Raw genomic sequence first — 21809 nt, 5'->3', positions numbered from 1 at the left:
CCACGTCGTGATCACTGGTCGGCGGGCTCACGCTGTGGTTGCCGGGTGGAGTGCAGGAGCAGTTCGGCGATGGCTTGGACGCGGGCGCGGGTGATGCTGGTCCGTTGTTCGACCGCCAGTGGGTGGTCGCTGGGTTCGAGTTCCAGGGTGGGCCGGACGCCGACGGGCTGGGTGTGCAGGTTGGTTTTGAGGTTCAGGGTGGTCGGCTCGTACGTGGGGAGTTCGGTGGCGAGCCGGCCGAAATAGGGTGGTTCCTGGACTCGTTCGGACTTGTCCCACAGTTCGGCGACTCGGCCGAAGTTGGCCCTGCTGAGGGAGACCCGCACGCCCCACTCGAAGTCGTCGCGGCGGTCTGTCCTGGTTGGTGGACGACCACCAGGGCACGACGTCGATGACCGTCGACGCTCGCACCCTGGAGGCGAAGTCGCGCCGGCAGGACCCGTTCGGCAATCCGCGTGGCGATCAGCCTTCATCGTGGGCGACGACAAGGGCTTCATCGGCGGCGCCCAGGACGAGAGCGGCCTGACGAATCTCGGCGCACGCGAGTACGACCCCGTGACCGGGCGCTTCATCTCCGTCGACCCGGTCATGGATCTCGACGACCCGCAGCAGCTCAACGGATACGCGTACGCCAACAACTCCCCGGTCACGAACTCCGACCCGAACGGCCTGTTCTGGAAGACGGTCTCGGTCCAGAAGCGGATGGCCGTGACCGTCATGGTGTGGGCGCTGGTCGCGGCCTCATTGTTCTTCCCCGTGCTCATGCTGGTCGCGGTCACCTACTGGGTTGTCCAGGTGTTCGTCTACCGCATCTGGATCGACCCGCCGTGGGGCATCGGCGGGGGCGGCGGCTCCTCGGCTCACGATCAGGCGCTGAAGGACGCCGGCCTGAGTCAGGCCGAGTCCAAGGAGGCGAAGAAGGCCGCCGCGGACAAGCGCAGTTGGGTCGACATCGCCATCCAGGTCGGGGGTGACATCCTGCAGGAGATCATCGGTGTGAAGGGCATCGTCGACAACTGCATCAAGGACTTCAACCTCGTTGCCTGCGGTTGGGAGGTCCTGACTGCGCTGCCGTGGGGCAAGATTCTCAAGGGCGGGAAGATCGTCGAGAAGATCGTCACGGCGTTCAAGGACACGCTGTCGTGGATTCGCCGCTGGGACAAGGCGATGGCGGACTTGCGAGCGGTGGAGAGCGCAGAGCAACGCCTGTCTAGCGCTGCTCGAGTCTGCAAGGTCAACAGTTTCGTCCCCGGGACGTTCGTGCTGCTGGCGGATGGGAAGAAGAAGCCAATCGAAAGTGTCCGACTCGGCGACATGGTCGTGGCAGTCGATCCTGACACCGGCGCGACTACGAAACGCTCGGTCGTGGCCACAATCGTCGGTTTCGGGGTGAAAGACCTAATCGAGGTGGGTATCGCTGGTAGTGCACCGGTGGTCGCAACCAAGGGACACCGATTTTGGTCCGTGGATCGATCGGACTGGGTGACGGCTGGTGAACTTCGGCCAGGATCGCGCTTGCGTGGGAGTGACGGCGGTGCATTAAGAGTCGCAACAATCGCTGAGAAGCTGACAGTGGCTCGTGTTCACAACTTGACTGTCGATGTCGATCACACCTACCAGGTCGCTACCGAGTCCAGTCCGGTTCTAGTGCATAACACCGGCGGCATGAATGAATGTAGTGAAGCTGCATTTCAAGGTGTTCTCCACATTCGGGAAGAGGCTGCTAAGGAAGTGGCGAAGGGAAAACCTGCAAACCACCACTTTGACATGAGTGATGACGATCTCGCCGATTATCTTGACGGCTACGTGGAGCGAGGCGGCGGGAACGCAATGTCGGATGGAACCACCGGCTGGTATGGTATAGGCCGAAGAGTGATGATAATTTTGCGCAATGAGTATTCAATGACTGCATATAAGATATCCTATGAAGATTTCGCGAAAAACCGAGAAGGTAAAAAATATGAATATTTCCAAGTCGGGGAAGCGTGTAACCGTCGAGATGGATCTCGCTGAGGCTGTGCGCATGGGGGCGGCACTCTTCGAGGCAGTCAGTGAACTCTCTTGTGCTGAGATTTTTATTCGAACAGGCGCAGCCGCCAAGTCGATAGAATCTGTGTCACTCGTTCTTCTTCATGCGAAAGAAATGGGGTTATCCGCTGTCGATATTCCATTAGGTGAAGGGGATGAGCAAATTGAGAACCCGCGTATTCATCGCAAATAAGAGTCTGTGCGGACGAGTGAAGTTGTTCGAGTGATCGCAAACAAAATGAATCAAAGATGAATTGCGTGGCCTTTCAGTGCGGCGGCGGGTCCGGATTTGGCATCGAGCCGCCTCGCCGCATCGGGAGGGTGGAGTCGATTGTGGAACCAAATTCCCGGCTACCCGTTCTTTGCGCGATGGGAGCGACGGGAGATTATTCTTGGCTTGGTGGACTTCTCGACTGAAAACGATCTACGCGCTCGGTGAGTGGCTTGTTGAGCTCGCTCAGCCAGTTTCCACAGGCGCAGGGGAAGCGCCCGGAACACCTGCGTCTCCGGCTCGCCAGACCTCCACCGAGCCGGTGCGGGTCAGTACCTCGCGGGGCCGGTGGCAGCCGTTATGCACGAACAAGCGATGGCCGTGCTCGTCGCGTTTGTCGGCGAACGCGGCGATGGAGGCGCCAACCTCTGCCTGGAGTGCTTCTCGGCCAACAGTCGGCGGGCGCCCCTCGCGGACCATCTGGTCGATCAACGACGCATTGCTCGTAGCTGGACGGTCGTTGTCATCGGATGCGGGGCCGGGAACGACGGCGAGCATAGGCTCGCCGTCCCGACCGACGCGCCAACCTCGGTTTGTTGGGACCTCTACTCGCCCCGCCGAACTTTCTCCAGCAATCACCCCGCAAGGGGCGGTTGCACGCGGATCGTCGAGGTCAGGCCCTCAGCAGCGGAACGGCGTGCCAGAAGGCCCAGCTGATGAGCACGAGCTGGCCGGCGATCCGGGCGAACGCGGGAATCGGGGTGGAGATCGAGGTTCTTGGGCGCGTTCTCGTCCAGGCCGAGAACATCACGTCCCCCGTCGGCGGATGTTCGGGTGCAGCGGAGCCCGCGCCGCCCAGGAGGCACACGGTCTCGCCGGTGCGCAGCGGGGCCTCCGCCGGGCCCTTCACGTGCGGGTTGATCCACACGGGCCGGTGTTCAGCGCGCGAGGGGTACCACTGGTTGCGCCAATGCCCACGAACGGTCCACCGGACCTGGTAGCTGCGTTCGGCGTGCTGCTCGCGCTGTGGGGTGTCGGCGCGATCGTGGATCCGCACGACGCGCACGGCGTGGGGGTTGTTGCCCTCGCGCTCGGCCCGGCGGCGGAAGGTGCGCGGCAGGGGTTGCTCGTCGGCGGCGGTGACGCCGGGCTGGGTGATCAGCAGCCACGTCGCGCGCACGGCCTGGCCCCAGGCGACGGTGGTGTTCTTGATCTATTCCCAGCCGACGTCGGTCGTGGTAAGCGGTGCAGTCGTTGCGGCTGCCCGGTTGCGGATTGCCGGTGGCGATCACCAATCTGGTCTCGGCGTCGATGGCGACCTGCACGGTGGTGGGGTAGCGGTAGTTCTTCGACGGGGTGGTCAGCCGGTGATCGCGGGTCGGGGCCAGAGTGCCGTCGACGATCGCGACTGCATCGATCCGGCGTTTGCGGACCGGGGCCAGCGCCGGCAGTGGGCCGATCGTGTCGCTTCCCCCGGTGCGCGGCGGAGTGCGATGCCCCGAACAGCGGGCCGATCTGGCGCATGGTCAGGTTCGTCCGCCAATAGGTCGCGACCAGCAGAACCCGGTCTGCCAGGGGCAATGCCCACTGCCGGCCCGGCCGTCCGTCCGCGATCTCGTTTCCGCCCCGCTTGGCGACCAGCCGTATCGGCTTGCGGAGCTGACCCGGTTCCCGCCCGGTGAACGGGGCAATCCACTCCGGCCGCGACGCTGTGATCACCTGCACCACGCCGACCGGATCAACTACCGACCCAGCCAGCCCGACACCGGGTTACGAGACATCCCTTAGGGGAGCGTGATGCGGTCGGTGCAGTCCATGACGTGGTCAGAGTGCCGGCTTGCCCGCTTGGTAGAGCCAGGCGTGGAAGAACGAGTCGAGGTTGCGGTGGGTCAGTCGCTCGACGAACTGGATGAATTGCCGCGTCGAGACGTTGCCGTATCGGTGAGCGGTCGGCCACTGCGTGAGCACTTCGAAGAAGGCGCGGTCGCCGATCTTCATGCGCAGCGCCTGCAGTGTCATCGCGCCGCGGTTGTAGACCAGGTCGTCGAAGATGTGATCACGTCCGGGGTCGGCGACTTCGCCGCTCCAGTCCTTCTCGTCGGCGTAGGCCTTCGCGAAGGTCTGTTGCACGGGGACGTTGTTGAATTTCTCCTGGTAGAGCCACTCGGAGTAGGTCGCGAAGCCTTCGTTGAGCCAGATGTCCGACCAGTGCACGGGAGTGAGGCTGTCGCCGAACCACTGGTGGCCGAGTTCGTGGGCGAGCAGGTCGCCGTCGACATCGCTGGTGCTCTGGTCGTAGACCGGCCGGCTCTGCGTTTCGAGGGCGTAGTCGACGCCGACGTCGGCGATGATGCCGCCGGTCGAGTCGAACGGGTACCGGCCGTACATCGAGGATTCCCATTGGATGACCTGCGCCGTGGTCTGGTTGAACACCTTGCCCTGACCGGGCTTGGTGTCGATCGACTTGCCGATCGCGGTGATGTTCGGCAGGCCGCCGGCCGCCACGCCGCGGGTGACGTCATAGTTGCCGATCGCGAGCATGCTCAGCTCGCTGGCCATCGGCCGGTTCATGGTCCAGCGGAAGGTGGTCTGGTGATCGTGCGTGGTGGTGGGCCCGGGTTCGCCGTTGGCCAGCACCGTGAGTCCGGTGGGGACGGTGATGGTCTGGGTGTAGGTCGCTTTGTCGTCGGTGGTGTCGTTCACCGGGTAGTAGGTCGCCGCACCGATCGGCTGGTTGAGCGCGACCGCGCCGTCCTTGGTGGCGACCCAGCCGGAGACGCCCAGCGCGGGGTCGTCGATCTTCTGCGGGACGCCGGCGTAGCTCACCGAGACGACGAACGAGCTACCCTTCCGTAGACCGTGCGGCGGGGTGATCGCCAACTCCTGGGCACCGCTGCGGCTGTAGGTGGTGTTTCGGCCGTCCACCGAGAGCCTACTGATCTTCAGCGGTCCCTGGAAGTCCAGGTCGAAGCGGGAGAGATCCTGTGTGGCCGTGGCGAGGATCGTCGTGGTCGCGTTGATTGCTTTGGTTTCGGGGTTGAACGCCAGCCGGATGTCGTAGTGACTGACGTCGTAGCCGCCGTTGCCCATGTCGGGGAAATACGGATCCCCGGCGCCTGGAGCACCGGGGGAGTACAGCGGTTCTCGTGCCGGCGCCGCATCCGCTGCCGGGCTCGTCGCGGCCAGCAGACCGGCGGCCAGTGCGCCGGAGATGATCAACAAGTGGCCACGTCTACGGTTGGCGCCTCGCATTGGTTTGGTCCTCCTCGGCAGTCGTCGACGCTGAAGAGTAGGACCGATCCGACACGCGGATCAAGTCTCGCCCGAAGCTGTGGTCCGCTCCGTCCACATCGCACAGGGGCTTGGCGCGTCCAGTGCGTACACGTGGCTGAAACTGCCCGTGATCAACGAGATGGACCGCGTGATGGCCGCGACCACGCTCCCGACCCTGCTGCTCGGCGGCGAGCCGGCCACCGAGCCCGCGGAGACCTACGAATCCTGGCGCGCCGCTCTCGCGCAGCCCGGCGTCCGCGGCCTGATCGTCGGCCGGTCCCTGCTCTGCCCGCCGGATGACGACGTGGCCGCAGCGGTCGACACGGCCGTGTCGCTGGTCCGCCCAGAACGGCGGGTCCGCTCGTGACCCGAGGCGCTCAGCCGAGCGAGCTGATCGCCGCCGCGAGGCGCTGCGCGCGGTCCTTGCGGGCGACCAGCGCGGTGTCGAGGTCGACGGGGACGAAGCGGGTTTTCGTGCCCGGCGCGGCGCGGGCCACGACGTCCATGTCGGCGCTGATCACCGTGGCCACCATCGCGTAGCCGCCACCGGAGACGGCGTCGCGGTGCAGGATGATGGGTTGCGTGCCGCCGGGGATCTGGATGGAGCCCACAGCGTAACCGGCGTCGACGATGTTCGACGGGTCGGAGCCGGCGCCGAAGGGCTGCACGCGTTCGCGCCACTCGACGCCGGGGCCGTCGTAGCGCAGGCCGGCGCGGTCGGCGACCGGGGTGAGCGTCCACTCCTGCTCGGTCAGACTGGCGAGGCCGCGTTCGGTGAGGCGGTGGTCGTAGAGCCCCAACATCACGCGGACCTGTTGCTGCGGGCCGAAAACCGGCCGGTGTTCCTCGGCGACGGTGTCGCCGGGCGGCGGGTTCGCCGGCGCGCCGATCGGCACCACGTCCCCCGGCTCCAGCTTCCGCCCTCGGAACCCGCCGAGGGCGCCGAGCAGGTACGTCGAGCGGCTGCCCAGCACTGCGGGCACGTCGATGCCACCGGAGAACGCGAGGAAGTAGCGGGAGCCGCCGCCGATGTAACCGAAGGACAGCTCGTCGCCGTCGGCCAGTGCCAGGCGGGTCCACTGAGGACGTTCCTCGCCGTTGACCTTTACCGGCACCGGCGCGCCGGTCACCGCGACCTCCAGCGAGCCGTGGGCGCGCAGGACCGGGCCGAGGTAGGTGCACTCGAGCAGCGCCTCGCCGTCGCGGTTGCCCACCAACGCGTTGGCCAGCTCGGCCGAGTATTGGTCGAGCGCCCCGCCCTGCGGGATGCCCAGGTCGTAGTAGCGGATGCGGCCGCGGTCCTGGACGGTCGTCGCCAGCCCGGGCTGGCTGATCTCGATCGCGCGCTCACTTGCCACGGAGCACCTCCAGCAGGGTGGCGTTGTAGGCCTCTGGGTCGGCGACGGCCCGCTCGGTGTCGAACTCGACGGGCACGATCCGGTAGCGGAACGTGCCTGCTGCCACTTCGGCTTCGATCGCGCGGTACTCCTCTTCGGACACCGGCGTGAACTTCACGACGTCGCCGGGCCGGAAGAACACCATGGAATCGGCGAAGTCGGCCAGCTTCTGCGCCGGGTCGAAGATCGGCGCCGCCGCGATGCCGAACATCTGGTAACCGCCCGCGCCGCGCACGGAGTAGATGCAGGCGAAGCACCCGCCGTGACCCACGGTCAGCTTCGGGGTGTCCGTGCGCGGGCTTAGGTACTTTGGCACCTCCAGCTGTTTGTCGCGGCCGACCAGCTGGAACAGGAACGGCAGGCCGGCGACGAACCCGACCATCGAGACGATCCACGGGTTCGTGTGGTGGCGCCGGATGAACTCGGCCGCGCCGTCGAGGTCGTTGATCCGCGCCGCGTAGTCGAGGTCATTGCCACTCGGGTCCTGGTGGTACCCCTCGCGAAACCGCGCGCCGACCTCGCGGGTGTACGGATCGTCGTACCACACGGGGACTTCGATGATCCGGGTCGACAGCACGGTGCTGCTTTGCCGCTGCGTCTCGGTTTCCAGCTCCCGGACGGTGGTCTCCAGGTCGGCCGGCGCCACCACGTCGGGGTCGAAGCGGATGAGCAGCGACGCGTTGGCCGGGCAGATGTCGACCACGCCGTCGAGGGACTTCGCGGCCAGCGCGCGTGCGATGCCCATGGCCCGCAGGTTCCCCGGCAGGCTCATCTCCTCCGCGATCTCGACGAACAGGAACTCGTCGCCGCCCCACGTGTAGCGGGCCTGGGCGGGCAGGGTCTGCGGTGCGCTCACGCCGTCTCCTTCAGCAGTCCGGGAGCCGTTTCGATGAACTTCGTGTGGTGCTCGACCGCGGCGAACTCGGGCCGCGCGAACAGGGTCAGGTGCAGGCTGATCGTCGTCGCGATCCCGGTGATCTCGGCGCCGCGCAGCGCCTCGGTCATCCGCGCCATCGCTGCGGCGCGGTCGGGGCCGTGCACGATCAGCTTGGCGATCATCGAGTCGTAGTACGGCGTCACCGCGTCACCCGCCTCGACCCCGCTGTCCACCCGCGCGCCGGACGGCCACGTCAGGGTTTCGACCGTGCCGGGGCTCGGCATGAACCCGCGGTCGGGGTCTTCGGCGTTGATGCGCGATTCGAAGGCGTGCCCGGTGAACGTGACGTCGTCCTGGGCCAGGCCGAGCGGTTCGCCGCGGGCGATCCGCAGCTGCTGCTCGACGAGGTCGATGCCCGTCACGAGCTCGGTCACGGGGTGCTCGACCTGCAGGCGCGTGTTCATCTCGATGAACGCCGCTTCACGGCGCACCGGGTCGTACAGGAACTCGACCGTGCCGACCCCGCGGTAGTGGCAGGCCTGCGCGAGATCGATCGACGAGTGGCGGATCCGTTCGCGGACCTCGTCGGGCAGGTCGGGCGCGGGGGCCTCCTCGAGCACCTTCTGCGAGCGGCGCTGCATCGAGCAGTCGCGGTCGCCGAGGTGGATCACGCGTTCGCCGTCGCCGAGCACCTGCACCTCGACGTGGCGCGCGCGTTCGACGAACCGCTCCAGGTACATCGTGTCGTCGCCGAAGCTCGCCCGCGCCTCGGACCGCGTGAGGTCGAGCGCGGAGAGGAAGTCGGTCGGATCGGTGACGAGCCGGATGCCCCGGCCGCCGCCACCCGCGGACGCCTTGAGCACCAACGGGAAACCGACCTCGCGGGCGACTGCGAGCGGGTCGGCGTCCGGGTCGAGCGGTCCGCCGGAACCGGCCAGCACCGGCACCCCCGCCTTGCGAGCGGCTTCGCGGGCGGCGACCTTGTCGCCCATGAGCCGGATCGCGTAGGGCGCTGGGCCGACCCACGTGAACCCGGCGTCGAGCACGGCCTGCGCGAAAGCGGCGTTCTCGGACAGGAAACCGAAACCGGGGTGCACGGCGTCGGCGCCGGTGTCGCGCGCCGCCTTCAGCACGGCGTCCTGGTCGAGGTAGCTGTCGCGGGCCGGCGGCGGGCCGATCACCACGGCTTCGTCGGCGGTCCGCGCCGCAAGCGAATCGCGATCCGCTTCACTGCACACGGCGACGGTGGTGAGGCCCAGCTCGCGGGCGGTGCGCATGATCCGGACGGCGATCTCGCCGCGGTTGGCGATGAGGAGCTTGCGCACGCGTCAGTCCTCCACCACGACGAGGACCTCGCCGGGTGTCACCGTGCCCCCGTCCACGACGTTGATCGACTTGACCGTGCCCGCCGTCTCCGCGCGGATCTCGGTGAACTGCTTCATCACCTCGACGATGCCGACGGCGGCGCCGGCCTCGATGCGGTCGCCGGGCTGCACGAACGGCTCCTTGTCGGGCCCCGGACGCGTGTAGAAGATGCCGGGAAGCGGAGAGAGGATGTCGGACACGGACCTGCCTTTCACTGGTTCTCGTCGAGCACGGCGCGCACGGCCGCGGCGACCTCGGGGGAGTTGGGGGCATCGGAGTGCACGCAGACGCTGTCGAAGCGGATGTCCAGCTCCGCGCCGCCGACCGACAGCACGGGCCGGCCCTTCAGCGCGCGGCCGACGCGCTCGGCCGCAGCGGCCGGGTCGGTGCGCCCGGGACGGCGGAGGATGATCAGGTTGCCCTCGTCGTCGTAGTTCAGGTCGACGTAGAGCTCGGCCACGAACGGCACGCCGAGCTCGGCGCACACCGTCTCGTGCGCGGTGCCGGCGATGCCGAAGAACGGTACGCCGAAGACCTTCGCCGCGCGGGCCGCACCGGCCATGAGCTCGGGATCGCCGGCGAGCATGCCGTAGAGCGCGCCGTGGGGTTTGACGTGGTTGAGCGGGGCGCCGTGCTTGGTCAGGAACGCCGTGAGCGCCCCCACCTGGTACAGCACGATCGACTCGACCTCTTCGGAAGTCAGGACCATGCGGCGCCGGCCGAAGCCGGTCAGGTCGGGCAGCCCGGGGTGCGCGCCGATGCGGACGTCGTGCGCGACGGCGGCGGCGACGGTCGCGTTCATGACGTCGGGATCGCCCGCGTGGAAGCCGCAGGCCAGGTTGATCACGTCGACGAGGACGAGGAGCGCTTCGTCGTTGCCGAAGCTGTGCAGGCCGAGTCCTTCGCCCATGTCGGAATTCAGGGTCGCGGTCATGGTGGGTAACAGTAGGCAGGATGTGGTGGCGGGCACATTGGTCAGAGTGACCTAATCGTCTGGGCTGGGTTGTGCTGAGTGCTCTACGCTGCCCGGATGCGTGTTGCCGATATGCTCGAAGATCCCGAGCGCCGCATCGACATCCGCGTCGAAGGCCCGCCCGGCGCCCTGGCGAGGCCGATCACGTGGTGCGCGCCGACCGAGTCGATCGACCCGTCGCCGTTCCTCACCCCGGGCGCGCTGATGCTGACGTCCGGGATGGCCTTGAACGTCACGGACGTCCGGATTTGGGACGCCTACGTGGAACGGCTCGCGAACGTGCCCATCGCGGCGCTTGCGTTCGGGCTAGGGCCGGCGCACGCGGCGCTGCCGGAAGGGCTCGTGGTCGCGTGCGAGAACCGCGGGGTGCCACTGCTGGTGATCCCGGACCAGGTGCCGTTCGTGCTCGTCCAGCGCGACGTGCAGGACCGCCTTTCGGCCGAGCGCTACGAAGCCCTGCGCCGTGGTTCGGAGCTGGCCGACGACTGCACGCGCATCGCGGCGGATCAGGGCACGATGCAGGACGTGTTGCACCGCATCAGCGAGGTCGTCGGCGCTCGGGTGTCCATTCAGGACTCGACCGGCGCGACATTACTCGCGGCGGGTGGCGAGGGCGCGCTCGCGGCGCGTACGGAGTTCACGCTGCCGGGCAGCAACCGCGACCGCTTCCGGCTGGTCGTCGAGGAAACCGATGCGCAGACCACGATCCGGACGCTGCTCGCGCCCGTCGCCGCCGTCGTGTCGATGCAGCTCAGCACCACACTCGGTTCCGCGGGCGTCGCGCACTCGCGCAACGCGGGCCGGCTGACCGAAGCCGTCTACGGCAACGATGCCGTGCCGACGGCCGATCTGGTCGCGCTGGCCCGCGACGCCGAGCTGGAGCCGTACCAGCGCACGGGCGTTGTCGTGCTGCAAGCCGAAGCGGGGATGTCCACGACGTATCTGCGGTCGGTGTCGTGGCGTGCTCGCGTGATCCTGGCGGGGGAGTTCTCGGCGATGCGGTTCGTCGAGGAGCCGGACCTCTCGACGATCCTGCTGCAGAGCGAGTCGCTGGAGCCCGCCCAGTTGCTGTCGGCGGCGCGCGCGGCGCTCGGGCAGGCGCGGTCGGTGTCCGCGGTGGTCGCGACCGCGGAGAACGCCGCGGAACTCGGCCTCGTGCTGCGGATGTGCCGGCGCGCGCTGGGTCCGTCCGGCGTGCGCGCCGCGCCGCAGCTGGACTTCGACGCGGTGGTCGACACGCTGCGCCACCCCGGCGCGATCAGCCTGGCCCAGCGGCTCGTCGCGCCGCTCGCGCGATCGGAGGAGCTGCTGACCACGCTCGAGGCGTACCTGCGCCACAGCGGCGCGACACCGGCGATCTGCGCCGAGCTGTTCATCCACCGCAACACGCTCGCGTACCGGCTGAAGCGGATCCGGGAGCTGCTCGTGCTCGACCTGCAGGACGGGCACGTCCGTGCGACGCTGCTGATGGCCCTGCGGCTGGCGTGAGCTTGTGCCGCGTGCACAGCCGCGCCTGCCCGGTTTGGGCACTCAGCTGCGCGCGGCCACTTCCCGCGCGGCTTCGATGAACGCGTGGCAGACCGGGTCGGTCTCGTCGGCGTGCCACGCCAGCGCGGCGCGACTCGGCGGAAAGCCCGGTGAGGGACACGTACGCGACGCCGGACCGCGGGAAGTGGCTCGGCGCCGCCGCGGTGGTCAAGGTGCCCGCCCTGGCAGCTCTTCGTTCACGTCCCCGACCTCCACGAGTGCGGCGCCGGGTGGTCCTCGCGCAGGTCGCCACCAGAACTCGGCCCACACCGGGTCGGCGGTGCGTCGATCGCGAGGGGTTCGTCGAGCAGGCCCGTGACGTCCATGCTCTCGCGGTCGGCCGGCGGGTGACCGGCCGCGCGTTGCTCGGTGCGGAGTACGAGCCGCCGCAGCTTGTCCGACCGGAACGGCGGCCCCACGAACGCCAGCGGCACCGCCCGCTCGGGCAACCCCGACTGCAAGACGACAACGTCAGGCTGCTGCTGGTGTTCGCACCGTCGATGGCGCTGTCCCTCGGCTGGGAAGCGCGGCTGAGCGCCTCCGTCTTCGCGGCGGCCGCCGCCCTGCTGATGGCAGTCTCGCCCAAGGCTCCGTCCGCTTCTACGACGACGACCACCTGGCGTTCACGCACACCGTTGCGAACCTAGGGCACGACTCGCTCGTCGAGGTGAACTCCACCGACGTCTTGCGCCGCGGCTACCGATTTCCGGTCGCGGTGCAGGCAGGCGCTCGGATGGCGGCTTCACGGACCCGGCTGCACCGGCGGGGTGAACGTCGGCGGAGTGGCCGCTGGATTGGGCAACGGCGTCGGCGTCGTCACCGGTTCGTCGGACGGGCCGGTGTCCTTGGTCTTCGTGCCGTTCTGCGGAACGATGCCCGGGCCTGTCACCTGTCCCTGCGGCCGCGCGTTGAGCGGCTGCTGGTAGACGCGATCCCGGACCCGATCCGACGGCGCCTCGTCGCTCGCGGGCGCCTGGGCCACCGCGTGCGACTTGGTCACCGGCGCGGCGGCGACGTGGACGGCGGGCGCGGCGCTCGACGAACTCGCGCCGGGCTGCACCGCCGGCACCACCGGACTCGGCACCACGACCGGCGGCGTCGGCTTCGCCACCACAACGGGCGCGACCGGCTGCGGCGCCACCGATCCGCCGCTGAATCCCATCACCACCGCGACAACCGCTCCACCCGCCACGGCCGCGACCCCAGCGGTGACCAGCTCTCTTCGACGCACGATCGGAATCAAACAGGCCGACTCAGTGCTGGGTCAACGGTTGTGCGCAACCGTGACCACGCCCCGTCCGCTATGCCCCGATTTCGACCGCTAGGCCTGCGGCAGCGCCGCTCCGAAGATCAGGCGGCGGCACAACGGCGAAATTCCAGGCCTGTCGGAAGGCGCTGACCGTCAGCCAGGCCAGCCGGGCGTTGACGGGAAACCGCTGCTGCGCCGAGGTGAGAGTGTCGAACGACGCGTCGCCTTCGGTTTTCCCTCGTTCGAGGTCGGTCGGGGAGAAGTCGGGCCCGAACACCTCCAGCACGGTGCCCAGGAAGTAGAGGTGACCGAGCGTTGCCACTTGCAGCCGATGCAACGGCGCGGTGTCGGCTGTCGCGACGGTCGTGATCGGAGGGTGCGCCGCGGCGTGTACCAGTGCCGGCTGGTCGGCGATCGCGTGTGCGTCGATGTGGCGAACGAGGTCGCTCACGAGGACGTCGTCGTACGTTCGGCGGGCCACCACCGTGGCGCAGGGCTCCGCGCTTGTCGCGCAACTCCTCGTCGACCAGTCGGCGCGCGACGTCCGCGCGCGAGCCCGAAGCGGTGACCATCTGGCGCGCCACGTGGACGAGTTCTCGGGGCAGGCCGACGAACAGGTAGTGGCACAGGCACCCGAACGCGTCGGGGAGCTGCAGCACGCGGCCTTGCAGTACTCGCCGCGAGTCCGGCAGTTTCAAGTACTCCAGCCGGAAGATGTGGTCGAAAGCGCTATCGAAGGAATCCCACACCGGCAAACCACGCCGCTCGAACGAAGCCAGTGCGTCCTCGGACACGGAGATCAAGCACAAGAACCCGGGTGCATCGAGGGTGAACAGCCCCTTGACCTCGTTGACGAAGTCCTGCGCCACCTCCGCCGAGGCGATCTTGTCCAGCTCGTCGAGGATGATCACCACCGAGGTGGGTGCGATTTTGGGGACCCGCTCAGGTAGGTCGAGTCCGTTTCCATGACTCCACCATTGGGCGGAAAACCTGTGTGCGGCAGGTGTTTCCCATGCGCAGCCGGATTTTGGTCGTCGCGGGAGATGGCCGCGTTCATCACCCGAACCGAGGGTGTGTCGGTGTCGTATCACTATGTGGCGAAACTGTGGAGGGAAAACGACATCAAGCCCTCTCGGCAGGGCACGTTCAAAGTCAGCAAGGACCCCGAGTTCGCGGACAAAGTCGCCGACATCGTCGGGTTGTACCACGAACCGCTCGGTGGTGCCGTGGTGCTGTCGATCGACGAGAAGACGTCGGAACTGGCCACGTTGTGGGCGAGTGCGCCCCGTTCCGTGACGCCGCGGCGTTCCTGGCTTTCCTGAAGAAGGCGGTGTGCCGTGCATCGTGGTGAGCTTCGGCGTGCGGAACCCGGTTGGTGCTCTTGCCCCCGCATCCTCGGCGACGTCACAGGAGGTATCAAATGAGGCACGTGGGCTGGACGGCGGTGGTCACCGCCGCCGGGCACACCACGCGGTTCCGTCCGTTCAGTGCGATCGTCCCGAAAGAAATGCTGCAGGTCGGACATCGGCCAAACGTCCACCACGCGATCGCCGAGTATCCGGCCTGGCGGACATCGCCCTGGACGACGCGATCAGGCTCGCCGACGGCGACACCGACACCGGCCTTGAATACAGCGCGGCCACCTTGACCACCGCTGACCTGATTCCCAACTCAAGCCCTGATCCGGAGGCGCATCACTGGGGCTGGCCGGCACGTCGAGCAAATCCCGTGCTGGGTAAGGAGAACATCGGGGTTGGACAGCTGCCGCCTTGGCCTGGAGCCGATTCAGCGATCGCCGGCGAGCTGCGGAGTGATCGGCCGCTGCCGCGAGTAATAGTTGGCGATCAGTCCCCGGCCGCTGGCGCTGGGTGGTGGCAGCGCCTTCGCCGGCGGCACCCAGCACGGCCAGGGCGACTCATCAAGTCCGGCCGCGGGCCACGTGCTCGATGGAGGTGTACGGGCTGACGATGTCGCGTTCAAGGTCGTCTGGAGCTGATCCGACCCACGCCCACCGGACGCGGCTGAGTCGCCAGGGCCCGGTCAGAGGTAGAAGGGATCCAGCTCCACACCGAGCAGCGCTTGACCGGCACCTCGCCAGCGGGACCGGGAAAATGCGATGTGCTGGCTCGCGACGTTCACATCGCGCCAGCACCGCTGGATCACATCGCCGGCGAGCGCCGCTGAAACGCCGGCGATCTCGAAAGCCAGGTTGACCGCCTGGACCGCGCTACTCATCGCGAACTGCGCGGCCAGCGTGGTGTCGGTCCGCAACGGCAGCGGCACCTCGTCCCCTGCGCTCACGACGGACCAAGTACGGTCGGCGGTCTCGAGCACGTAACCACGGGCGGCGCGCAGGCCGGCCTCCGCGCCGGCCACCCGAATCTGCAGGTCCTGATCCTGGATCAAGGGTGCCATCTCACGAGTCTTGTGCCGGCCCAGTTCGATCAGTTCGTCGAGGGCTCGCCTGGCGACGCCGAGGGGAATGCCCACCAGCAGCGAACGGACGCCGGTGAAGAACGGCAAGCGGTACAGCGCGCCGTCGACCCGCGGTGGCTCGAAAAACGGCATCAGGGTGCGCTCGGCGGGAACGAGCACGTCCTCGACTACCACGTCGTGGCTGCCGGAACCGCCCAGCCCCGCCGCACCAGTCCACGTGGGCACGACCTGGAGCTCACTCGCCGCGACCACCGCCCAGCGCATCACGGGCCGGCCGTCGGCCATCTGGGGCGCCCCGTCCTCACCGACCACGACGAAGCCCAGCGAGATCAGGGTGGCGTGCGGGGACCCGCTCACATACGACCACCGGCCCGAAAGCCGGTAGCCACCGTCCACGATGATCCCCTGGCCTGACGGAGCGAACGACGAGGAGACCGGCGCCCCTGCGCGGCCGTCGAGCAGGCGAGCCGCGACGTCCTGGTCGAGCCACGCGAAGAACATCGAACTGTTTCCGGTCATCGTCGCCCAGGCGGCGGAACCATCAGCGTACGCGAGGGTCTCGGCGGTACGGATGAGCGTTGCCGGGTCGGCCTCGAACCCGCCGAGGCCGCGCGGGAGCCCGAGCCGGAACATCCCCGCCGCTTCGAGGAGCTCGACGACATCGGCCTGCAGCGTCCCGTTCTCCGCCGCCTCTCGCGCCCGTTCGCGGAGCCGGGGAGCCAACGTGGCCGCGGCGGCCGGCAGATCGGTGCGCGCTGAATCGACGATCTGTTGCCTTGTTTCGCTCTCAGTCACAGTTCCCCCTACGCCCCGGCTTGCGGATGATCACTCACTCAGTATCACGCGCCGGCGCGACGAACGGTTCAGTGGGTGTCGCAGGATACAACCCGGAACGGTACAAAGTGGACACTCCTGCTCGCACGCGATCCCCGGCGAGGGCAAGACGGTCTCGGGTCAAGTGCGAGGGGCGGCAGGGACCCATTGCCGGCTGTCCCGACTACGCCAGGGCAACAGCTCCGCAGCACGCTCGGCGATGGCGATCGTGGTGGCGTGCGTGTTCGCCCGTGGGATCGTGGGCATCACCGACGCGTCGACGACAAAAAGATTTCCGACGCCCTGAACCGCCAGCCCAGGATCGACGACTGACAAGGCGCCGGAACCCATGCGCGCCGTTCCGGTCATGTGCCAGTGCGGGCCGGCATGCCGGGTGAGGCCGCGTTCTTGACCACGGTCGCGTGGTCCTCGCCCCCTCCGCGAGGTCCTCGCACATGTGTCCGCCATTGTCGATCGCGCGATCAAGGTGCGCGACCAGCCCAGGGTCTATCTGGTGCAGCAGGGCCGCAAGGTGGGTCCGCTCCGCCGGCTCCACGGTGATGTTCCGCGGCGGAGCCGTGGGTGTCTCCGGCGCCGGTGCGGACGGCCGAGCGCCGCAGCCGACGAGAAGGACGATCGCACCGAGGATCACGAGAAGTTTGCCTACAGCCGCTACAGCGTGATTCCGTTCTGTTCCGTTATGGAACGATGCGATAGCCCGCCGTACGGATCACACCAGTGCGGAGCGCGCCTGTCGCGCGCTGACAAAGACGGACGCCTCGAGGAACCGGCGCGCCGGCGCGTCAGGACGTGTGTTTCAAAGGATGATGACGGCGCGCTCCCTGGGTGAGTCCTCGTCAGCCCAAGTCTCCTTGGCCTCGGCGAGTGGGATCGGATGCGGCACGGTCGTCTCACCTGCGGCGATGGCGACGACGAGCTGGGTGAGCTCCCGCTGGTAGTTGTCAGGTTCAATGGAGCCGAATCCGGTGTTCACGGGGCGGAACGCGTTGCAGCGACGCGGCGTGTGTTCCAACGGGTGATCGCGTCGCCGATGCCGTTGATCCGCGCCCGGTCGAGCAGGCGGGATGTGCGGGGTAGCGGCCCGAGGGGGGCGCGCTGGGCAGCGGGTGCGCGCCCACCGGCTCTATTCGGCCCAGGCGCGCTCCAGCAGTGTGCGAAAGGTGGCGGGCTGTCGGCCGATCAGTTCGGCCAGGGTCGTGTTGACGGCGGCGAACTCGTCGTTCCGTGCCGCCGCGAAGATGCTCAGCATGAGGTCGGCGATCGGGGCGGGGGCGCCGTGGGCCAAGGCCTGCTCGCGGAAGGCGTCGTCGAGGACGACGGTGCGGGTGAAGGGTCGTCCGGTCGTTTGGGCCGCGATCTCGGCGCTGGCGTCGAAATCGAGCGCAGCCGGGCCGGTGAGCGGTGGGGTGGGCCCCTCGAAGCGGCCATCGTCGGTGAGGATCGCTGCCGTGGCCTCGGCGAGGTCGTCGTGGCCGGTCCAGGCGACGGGGCCGTCGGCGGGGAGGGCGATGTCGCCGGTGTGGCGGGCAGACTCGAGGAACTGCAGGGCGCTGGCCGCGTAGAAGCCGTTTCGCAGCGCGGTCCAGGGCAGGCCGGTGGCGTGCAACAGGTCCTCGGTTTCGGCGTGGTCGCGACATGCCTGGAAGAGAGATTTGTGGGCGGCGCCCATCTGGCTGGTGTAGAGGATGCGGCCGACGCCGGCCTGCACGGCGGCGTCGATGGCGGTGCGGTGGCCGGTGACGCACTCCTCGCCTGTGCGGTCGAGGGACACGAGGAGCAGTTGCTCGGCGCCCTCAAAGGCGTGCGCGAGGGACGCGGGGTCGTCGAAGCTGCCCTGCCGGACACGGACGCCACGGTCGGCGAGATCTTGGGCCTTGAGGGGGTCGCGGACGCTGACGCCGACCCGCTTGGCGGGAACGCGCTTCAGGAGGTGCTCGACGGTCAGGCGGCCAAGCTTTCCGTTGGCTCCGGTGACGATGATCATGGGTTCTCCCGACGCTGTTTCCAGTGGAATCGTTGTAACAGTATCATCGAAACTATCAGTGGAAGCAAGTATCCGATATCATCGATTCATGACTGCCCGAGACGCCACCGACAGCCCTCGCCATCGCATCGTTGGGGCGGCCATCGAGCTGCTGGAGAGTGGCGGGCCGGACGCGGTGAGTACCCGCGCAGTCGCTGCCGCGGCCGGGATGCAGCCGCCGGCGATCTACCGCCACTTCGGCGACAAGGAGGGGCTGTTGGAAGCAGTCGCCGAGCAGGGCTATGCGCAGTTCCTGGAGAGCAAGCGCGTGTCGCTCGACCCTGCGCCCGAGGATCCGGTGGAGGAGCTGCGTCGCGGCTGGGACATGGTGGTGGAGTTCGGCGTCTCGCGCCCCGAGTTGTTCGCCGTGATGAACAGGGCCACTGGCCGCATGTCGGACGTGGCGCACCGTGCCGGCCTCGAGATCCTCCGTGGCCGGGTGCGCAGACTGGCGGCCGGGGGATGGCTCCGGGTTGACGAGGACCTGGCCGCTCAGATCATCCAGGCCACCGGCCAAGGCGCGGTCATCACCTGGAACTCGACTCCGGCAGAGCGCCGCAATCCGACATTGCTGACCGTGCTCCGCGAGTCCATGGTCGCGGCCGTCACCCGCGCCGAACCGACGATCTCCGCCGGTGAGCCCGGCCCCGCCCCGGCGGCCCGCGCGCTGCGCGCCGCCCTTCCCGACGACGCCGACGTCCTGAGTGACGCCGAGCAGCGTCTGCTGCTCGAGTGGCTTGCCCGTCTAGCGATGGACCGCAGCGCGCCGCAGGCGTGAGCTCGCCTCCGTCGCTCTTGAAGGTGGCCGCCTGCGGCCGCGCGAGCAGCTGGTCACAGCGAGCGCCGACGGAGGGGCTTCACCGCCGGCATGCTCGCGATCGTTGGTTCGGCGGCGTCGATCTACAGCGCCGGGCGGTGCTCGACGAGCCATGCGGCGATCTGGTGGAGCTTCATGTTGGTGGTCTGCGACGTCTCGACGAGAAGGCGGAAAGCCTCGATGGCTCCGATGTCGTGGCGCTGCGTCAGGATGCCCTTGGCCATGCCGATGACGTCGCGGTTTTCGAGGGTTGCGTGCAGATTGGCCTCGGTGTGCGCGCCGGCCAGCGCGATCGCGGCGCGCGTGGCGAACGCACGCCTGTCCTCCTGCTCGAATGCGTCGATCTGCGAGGAGTAGAGGTTAAGCGCCGTGCTGGGCGATCGCGTCCAGAACCGCGGCCCAACTGGCAGCGTGGGCGATGGGGCGGCCGCACCGCAGCGTATCGACGATCGAGCGGGGGAACGTGCCGCTTCCACGGACGTGGATCTGAGCTGCCTGTGAGCTAAACGGAGTTCGGCAAGGCTCGTCCCGTTTGCCGGTGGTCGGCCTCGGCCGACGTGTGTCCGAGCTTCGCGGCCCACACCCGTGCCTAGCGCTTGGGCACTGGCGCGGTGGTGTTGGGTAGAGGTTGCAGGAGATCGCCGACCTCGTTGACTCGATCCAGCACGTCATCAGCGGTGAACACGAGCTGGTGAGCCTGACGGCAAGCGGAAACTTCGTCCCACGTGATCGGAGTTGAGACAGTCGGCTGGTCGCGACCTCGCAGCGAGTATGCGGCGATCGTGGTTTTGGTAGGGCTATTTTGGCTCCAGTCAATGAAAACCTTTCCGTTTCGCTGAGCTTTGGCCATCACGGCGGTGACGGTCTCAGGTGTCTCCTCAACGAGTTGCTGCGCCAGCTCTTTCGCATATGCGGCCGGAGCGACTGCGTGATCGGTAAAGATTCCGCAGTACAGCTGCATTCCCTTCGAGCCTGACGTTTTGGCGAAGGGGGTGAGTCCGTCCGCGGTCAGGATGGCGCGCAGTCGCTCGGCGACCCGGCAGCATTCGACGATGGTGGTGCCGGGTCCGGGGTCGAGATCGAACACGAGCCGGTCCGGCAGCTGCCGTTGCCCGTCGGCATCGACGGTCCATTGTGGAGTGTGGAGTTCCAGGGCGGCCATGGTGGCTGCCCACACCAGGCCCGGCAGATCGTCGATCAGCGGGTAGCTGATCGTGCCGGGGCCGCGGCCGCTGCGCGAACCGGTGCTCGGCAGCTGGACAGTGCGCAGCCATGATGGAGCCCCGCGGGGGAGGTTCTTCTCGAACCAGCTTTCGCCTTCGACGCCGTCGGGGTAGCGGATGAAGGTGATCGGACGTCCGGCAAGCTGCGGGAGCAATAGCGGTGCGATCCGGGCGTAGTAGTTGATCACCTCGCCTTTGGTGAAGCCGTCGTCCGGGTAGAGGACCTTGTCCAAGTTGGACAGCTTGAGCCGCCGATCGCCCACTTGTACCAGCTGCTCGGTGGCGGAAGGGGGCGGTGCCGGCGGCTCGTGGCGGTGGAGCGGTCTGGGCGCGACGACGTCGGCGGGCTTCTTGTCCTGGCGCAGGCCGCGCCAGGCGGTGTGGCGCACGCGGCCGGCGCGGGTGAACTGGCGGTAGACGATCTCGCCGACCAGGCGCGGCTCGACCCATCGGGCGCGGGTGGTGTCTTCCCGTGGTGGCGTCGCGCCGAACGGGTGGGTGCGGCGTTCGAGGGGCTGGAGCTGGGTCATGAGGTCGGTGCGGGCGGTCTGGGTGAAGCCGGTGCCGACGTCGCCGATGTAGACGAGGTCGCCGGTGTCGGGGTCGTGGGCGCCGAGGAGAAGGCCGCCGAGGGTGTCGGAGAAGCTGCGCTGGCCGGGGCGCCAGCCGCAGATGATGACCTCTTGGGTCTGGATGAACGGGTGCTTGAGCCACGAGTCCGGCCGGCGGCCGGGGACGTAGGTGGAGGTGCGCAGCTTCGCGACGACGCCTTCGTAGCCGGCGTGCGCGGCGTCGGCGAGGAAGTGGGCGGGGGTGCGGTGGTCGGCGTCGAGCTCGTCGAAGGTGACCGCGGGCACGACGGCGACCCGGCGTCGGTCGGGCATCGGCAGGTCAGTCAGGAGGCGGCGGCGTTCGTCGTAGGGCAGGGTCAGCAGGCTGCGTCCGTCGAGGTGGAGCAGGTCGAAGGCGAGGAACCGGACGGGCAGGTCGTCGAACGGTTCGTCGTGGCGGAGGGAGCCGGCGTGTTTGGTGTAGCGGCCGCGGCGTTCCTGCATGAGCTCGAAGTCGATTCGGCCGTCTTCGTCGTAGACGATAACCTCGCCGTCCAGCGCCGCGGAGCGTCCGTCCAACGCGGGTCCGAGCACGGTGGCGAGGTCGGCGAACTCGGCGGTGAAGTCGATGCCGTTGCGGCTGGTGAGCACGGTGGTGCCGTCCGGCGCGATCCGCATCGCCGCGCGGTAGCCGTCCAGCTTGTACTCATAGGCCCACTCCGGCCCGCTGCGGAGCGGGCCACCATCCGGTTTGGCCAGCATCGGCTCGACCCAGCCCGGGACGCGAGACCGGTCGCGAGCAGCCATGCCGACCCTCCGTCCCCACGCAGCGACCTCCTGACGGTAACCCGTTCGGCCCAGCTTTGCTGTGTTTGTCCTGGTCAACGACTGAGTTGGGAGGGCTGGCTGTGATCGGATCGGGGTTGGGCTGCCGGCCCCTGCGCGAAGGGCTGATGGCCGTGAGCTCTTTCGTCCGCGCGTTCAGCAGCTCGCGGAACGTGAACAGGATTCGGGCGCGGCCGCTC

The 21809-nt window shown here is 68.1% G+C and carries 23 protein-coding genes and 2 pseudogenes; 7 read left to right on the top strand and 18 right to left on the bottom strand.

Going from position 1 to position 21809, the window contains the following annotated elements; all coding sequences use genetic code 11:
* Positions 1 to 11: 11 nt before the first annotated feature.
* The gene (locus ABZU76_RS18520; protein WP_354870805.1) at positions 12 to 326 is read right to left on the bottom strand and encodes a DUF2199 domain-containing protein; all 315 of its coding nucleotides are present in this window, start codon (positions 324 to 326) and stop codon (positions 12 to 14) included.
* Between the two features lie 148 nt (positions 327 to 474).
* On the opposite strand from ABZU76_RS18520, the gene ABZU76_RS18515 reads away from it, so the two are divergent.
* On the top strand, positions 475 to 2013 hold the full coding sequence (locus ABZU76_RS18515; RefSeq protein ID WP_354870803.1) for an RHS repeat-associated core domain-containing protein: 1539 nt from the start codon (positions 475 to 477) through the stop codon (positions 2011 to 2013).
* A complete protein-coding gene (locus tag ABZU76_RS18510; RefSeq protein ID WP_354870800.1) occupies positions 2000 to 2221 on the top strand; it encodes a hypothetical protein in 222 nt (73 codons plus the stop codon). The genes ABZU76_RS18515 and ABZU76_RS18510 overlap by 14 nt, the downstream gene beginning before the upstream one ends.
* A 691-nt stretch (positions 2222 to 2912) precedes the next feature.
* Here the strand turns inward: ABZU76_RS18510 and ABZU76_RS18505 are convergent.
* From ABZU76_RS18505 to ABZU76_RS18495, 3 genes and pseudogenes are all read right to left on the bottom strand, one after another.
* Entirely contained in the window at positions 2913 to 3419 is a 507-nt protein-coding gene (locus ABZU76_RS18505; protein ID WP_354870883.1) for a hypothetical protein, read from the bottom strand.
* A 52-nt stretch (positions 3420 to 3471) separates the two neighbouring features.
* Positions 3472 to 3964: pseudogene (locus ABZU76_RS18500) on the bottom strand (transposase family protein); the annotation flags it as partial.
* 99 nt (positions 3965 to 4063) lie between these two features.
* Entirely contained in the window at positions 4064 to 5461 is a 1398-nt protein-coding gene (locus ABZU76_RS18495; protein WP_354870798.1) for a M1 family metallopeptidase, read from the bottom strand.
* A 178-nt stretch (positions 5462 to 5639) separates the two neighbouring features.
* Here ABZU76_RS18495 and ABZU76_RS18490 point away from each other — a divergent pair, with 178 nt between their 5' ends.
* Positions 5640 to 5879, top strand: coding sequence for a hypothetical protein (locus ABZU76_RS18490; RefSeq protein ID WP_354870795.1), 240 nt, complete (start codon positions 5640 to 5642; stop codon positions 5877 to 5879).
* A gap of 10 nt (positions 5880 to 5889) precedes the next feature.
* Here ABZU76_RS18490 and ABZU76_RS18485 read toward each other — a convergent pair whose 3' ends face one another.
* From ABZU76_RS18485 to pxpA, 5 genes are read right to left on the bottom strand one after another with little or no spacing between them, the layout of a single operon-like run.
* Positions 5890 to 6870 carry a biotin-dependent carboxyltransferase family protein gene (locus ABZU76_RS18485; protein WP_354870792.1) on the bottom strand — a complete coding sequence of 327 codons (981 nt, stop codon included), beginning with the start codon at positions 6868 to 6870 and terminating at the stop codon, positions 5890 to 5892.
* Positions 6860 to 7765, bottom strand: a complete 906-nt coding sequence (locus ABZU76_RS18480; protein WP_354870790.1) for a carboxyltransferase domain-containing protein — start codon at positions 7763 to 7765, stop codon at positions 6860 to 6862. The genes ABZU76_RS18485 and ABZU76_RS18480 overlap by 11 nt, the downstream gene beginning before the upstream one ends.
* A complete protein-coding gene (locus ABZU76_RS18475) occupies positions 7762 to 9111 on the bottom strand; it encodes an acetyl-CoA carboxylase biotin carboxylase subunit (RefSeq protein ID WP_354870788.1) in 1350 nt (449 codons plus the stop codon). Before ABZU76_RS18475 ends, ABZU76_RS18480 begins: the two co-directional genes overlap by 4 nt.
* 3 nt (positions 9112 to 9114) lie before the next feature.
* Entirely contained in the window at positions 9115 to 9351 is a 237-nt protein-coding gene (locus tag ABZU76_RS18470; protein ID WP_220240282.1) for an acetyl-CoA carboxylase, read from the bottom strand.
* A gap of 11 nt (positions 9352 to 9362) precedes the next feature.
* The gene (gene pxpA, locus ABZU76_RS18465) at positions 9363 to 10085 is read right to left on the bottom strand and encodes a 5-oxoprolinase subunit PxpA (RefSeq protein WP_354870786.1); all 723 of its coding nucleotides are present in this window, start codon (positions 10083 to 10085) and stop codon (positions 9363 to 9365) included.
* A 96-nt stretch (positions 10086 to 10181) separates the two neighbouring features.
* Here pxpA and ABZU76_RS18460 point away from each other — a divergent pair, with 96 nt between their 5' ends.
* Positions 10182 to 11612, top strand: a complete 1431-nt coding sequence (locus ABZU76_RS18460) for a PucR family transcriptional regulator (protein WP_354870783.1) — start codon at positions 10182 to 10184, stop codon at positions 11610 to 11612.
* 236 nt (positions 11613 to 11848) lie between these two features.
* On the opposite strand, the gene ABZU76_RS18455 is transcribed toward ABZU76_RS18460, so the two are convergent.
* The 3 genes from ABZU76_RS18455 to ABZU76_RS18445 form a co-directional block, all read right to left on the bottom strand.
* On the bottom strand, positions 11849 to 12112 hold the full coding sequence (locus ABZU76_RS18455; RefSeq protein WP_354870781.1) for a hypothetical protein: 264 nt from the start codon (positions 12110 to 12112) through the stop codon (positions 11849 to 11851).
* 281 nt (positions 12113 to 12393) lie between these two features.
* On the bottom strand, positions 12394 to 12882 hold the full coding sequence (locus ABZU76_RS18450; protein ID WP_354870778.1) for a hypothetical protein: 489 nt from the start codon (positions 12880 to 12882) through the stop codon (positions 12394 to 12396).
* A gap of 70 nt (positions 12883 to 12952) precedes the next feature.
* Positions 12953 to 13351 carry a hypothetical protein gene (locus ABZU76_RS18445; protein WP_354870776.1) on the bottom strand — a complete coding sequence of 133 codons (399 nt, stop codon included), beginning with the start codon at positions 13349 to 13351 and terminating at the stop codon, positions 12953 to 12955.
* Between the two features lie 670 nt (positions 13352 to 14021).
* Between ABZU76_RS18445 and ABZU76_RS18440 the strand changes: the two are divergent.
* Both ABZU76_RS18440 and ABZU76_RS18435 read left to right on the top strand, forming a co-directional pair.
* Positions 14022 to 14150: pseudogene (locus ABZU76_RS18440) on the top strand (IS630 family transposase); the annotation flags it as partial.
* A 587-nt stretch (positions 14151 to 14737) separates the two neighbouring features.
* Positions 14738 to 14896, top strand: coding sequence for a hypothetical protein (locus tag ABZU76_RS18435; protein ID WP_354870774.1), 159 nt, complete (start codon positions 14738 to 14740; stop codon positions 14894 to 14896).
* Positions 14897 to 14940: 44 nt separating this feature from the next.
* On the opposite strand, the gene ABZU76_RS18430 is transcribed toward ABZU76_RS18435, so the two are convergent.
* The 4 genes from ABZU76_RS18430 to ABZU76_RS18415 all read right to left on the bottom strand — a co-directional run bounded on the left by ABZU76_RS18430 (position 14941) and on the right by ABZU76_RS18415 (position 18154).
* Positions 14941 to 16131, bottom strand: coding sequence for an acyl-CoA dehydrogenase family protein (locus ABZU76_RS18430; protein WP_354870772.1), 1191 nt, complete (start codon positions 16129 to 16131; stop codon positions 14941 to 14943).
* A 159-nt stretch (positions 16132 to 16290) separates the two neighbouring features.
* Entirely contained in the window at positions 16291 to 16617 is a 327-nt protein-coding gene (locus ABZU76_RS18425; RefSeq protein ID WP_354870873.1) for a GMC family oxidoreductase, read from the bottom strand.
* A gap of 349 nt (positions 16618 to 16966) precedes the next feature.
* Entirely contained in the window at positions 16967 to 17143 is a 177-nt protein-coding gene (locus ABZU76_RS18420) for a hypothetical protein (RefSeq protein WP_354870769.1), read from the bottom strand.
* Positions 17144 to 17293: 150 nt separating this feature from the next.
* Entirely contained in the window at positions 17294 to 18154 is an 861-nt protein-coding gene (locus tag ABZU76_RS18415) for an SDR family oxidoreductase (protein ID WP_354870766.1), read from the bottom strand.
* Between the two features lie 88 nt (positions 18155 to 18242).
* Here ABZU76_RS18415 and ABZU76_RS18410 point away from each other — a divergent pair, with 88 nt between their 5' ends.
* The gene (locus tag ABZU76_RS18410) at positions 18243 to 18971 is read left to right on the top strand and encodes a TetR/AcrR family transcriptional regulator (RefSeq protein ID WP_354870763.1); all 729 of its coding nucleotides are present in this window, start codon (positions 18243 to 18245) and stop codon (positions 18969 to 18971) included.
* A 122-nt stretch (positions 18972 to 19093) separates the two neighbouring features.
* Here the strand turns inward: ABZU76_RS18410 and ABZU76_RS18405 are convergent, their stop codons facing one another.
* Both ABZU76_RS18405 and ligD read right to left on the bottom strand, forming a co-directional pair.
* Positions 19094 to 19486 carry an ANTAR domain-containing protein gene (locus ABZU76_RS18405; RefSeq protein ID WP_354870761.1) on the bottom strand — a complete coding sequence of 131 codons (393 nt, stop codon included), beginning with the start codon at positions 19484 to 19486 and terminating at the stop codon, positions 19094 to 19096.
* 113 nt (positions 19487 to 19599) lie between these two features.
* Positions 19600 to 21591: a DNA ligase D gene (gene ligD / locus ABZU76_RS18400; protein ID WP_354870759.1), complete on the bottom strand. Its 1992-nt coding sequence runs from the start codon at positions 21589 to 21591 to the stop codon at positions 19600 to 19602.
* Positions 21592 to 21809: the final 218 nt, after the last annotated feature.

Source organism: Amycolatopsis sp. NPDC005232, from assembly GCF_040607795.1.
Taxonomy (GTDB): Bacteria; Actinomycetota; Actinomycetes; order Mycobacteriales; family Pseudonocardiaceae; genus Amycolatopsis.
Note: the sequence above shows the minus strand (reverse complement) of the source record. Positions and strands in the feature narration are given on the sequence as shown.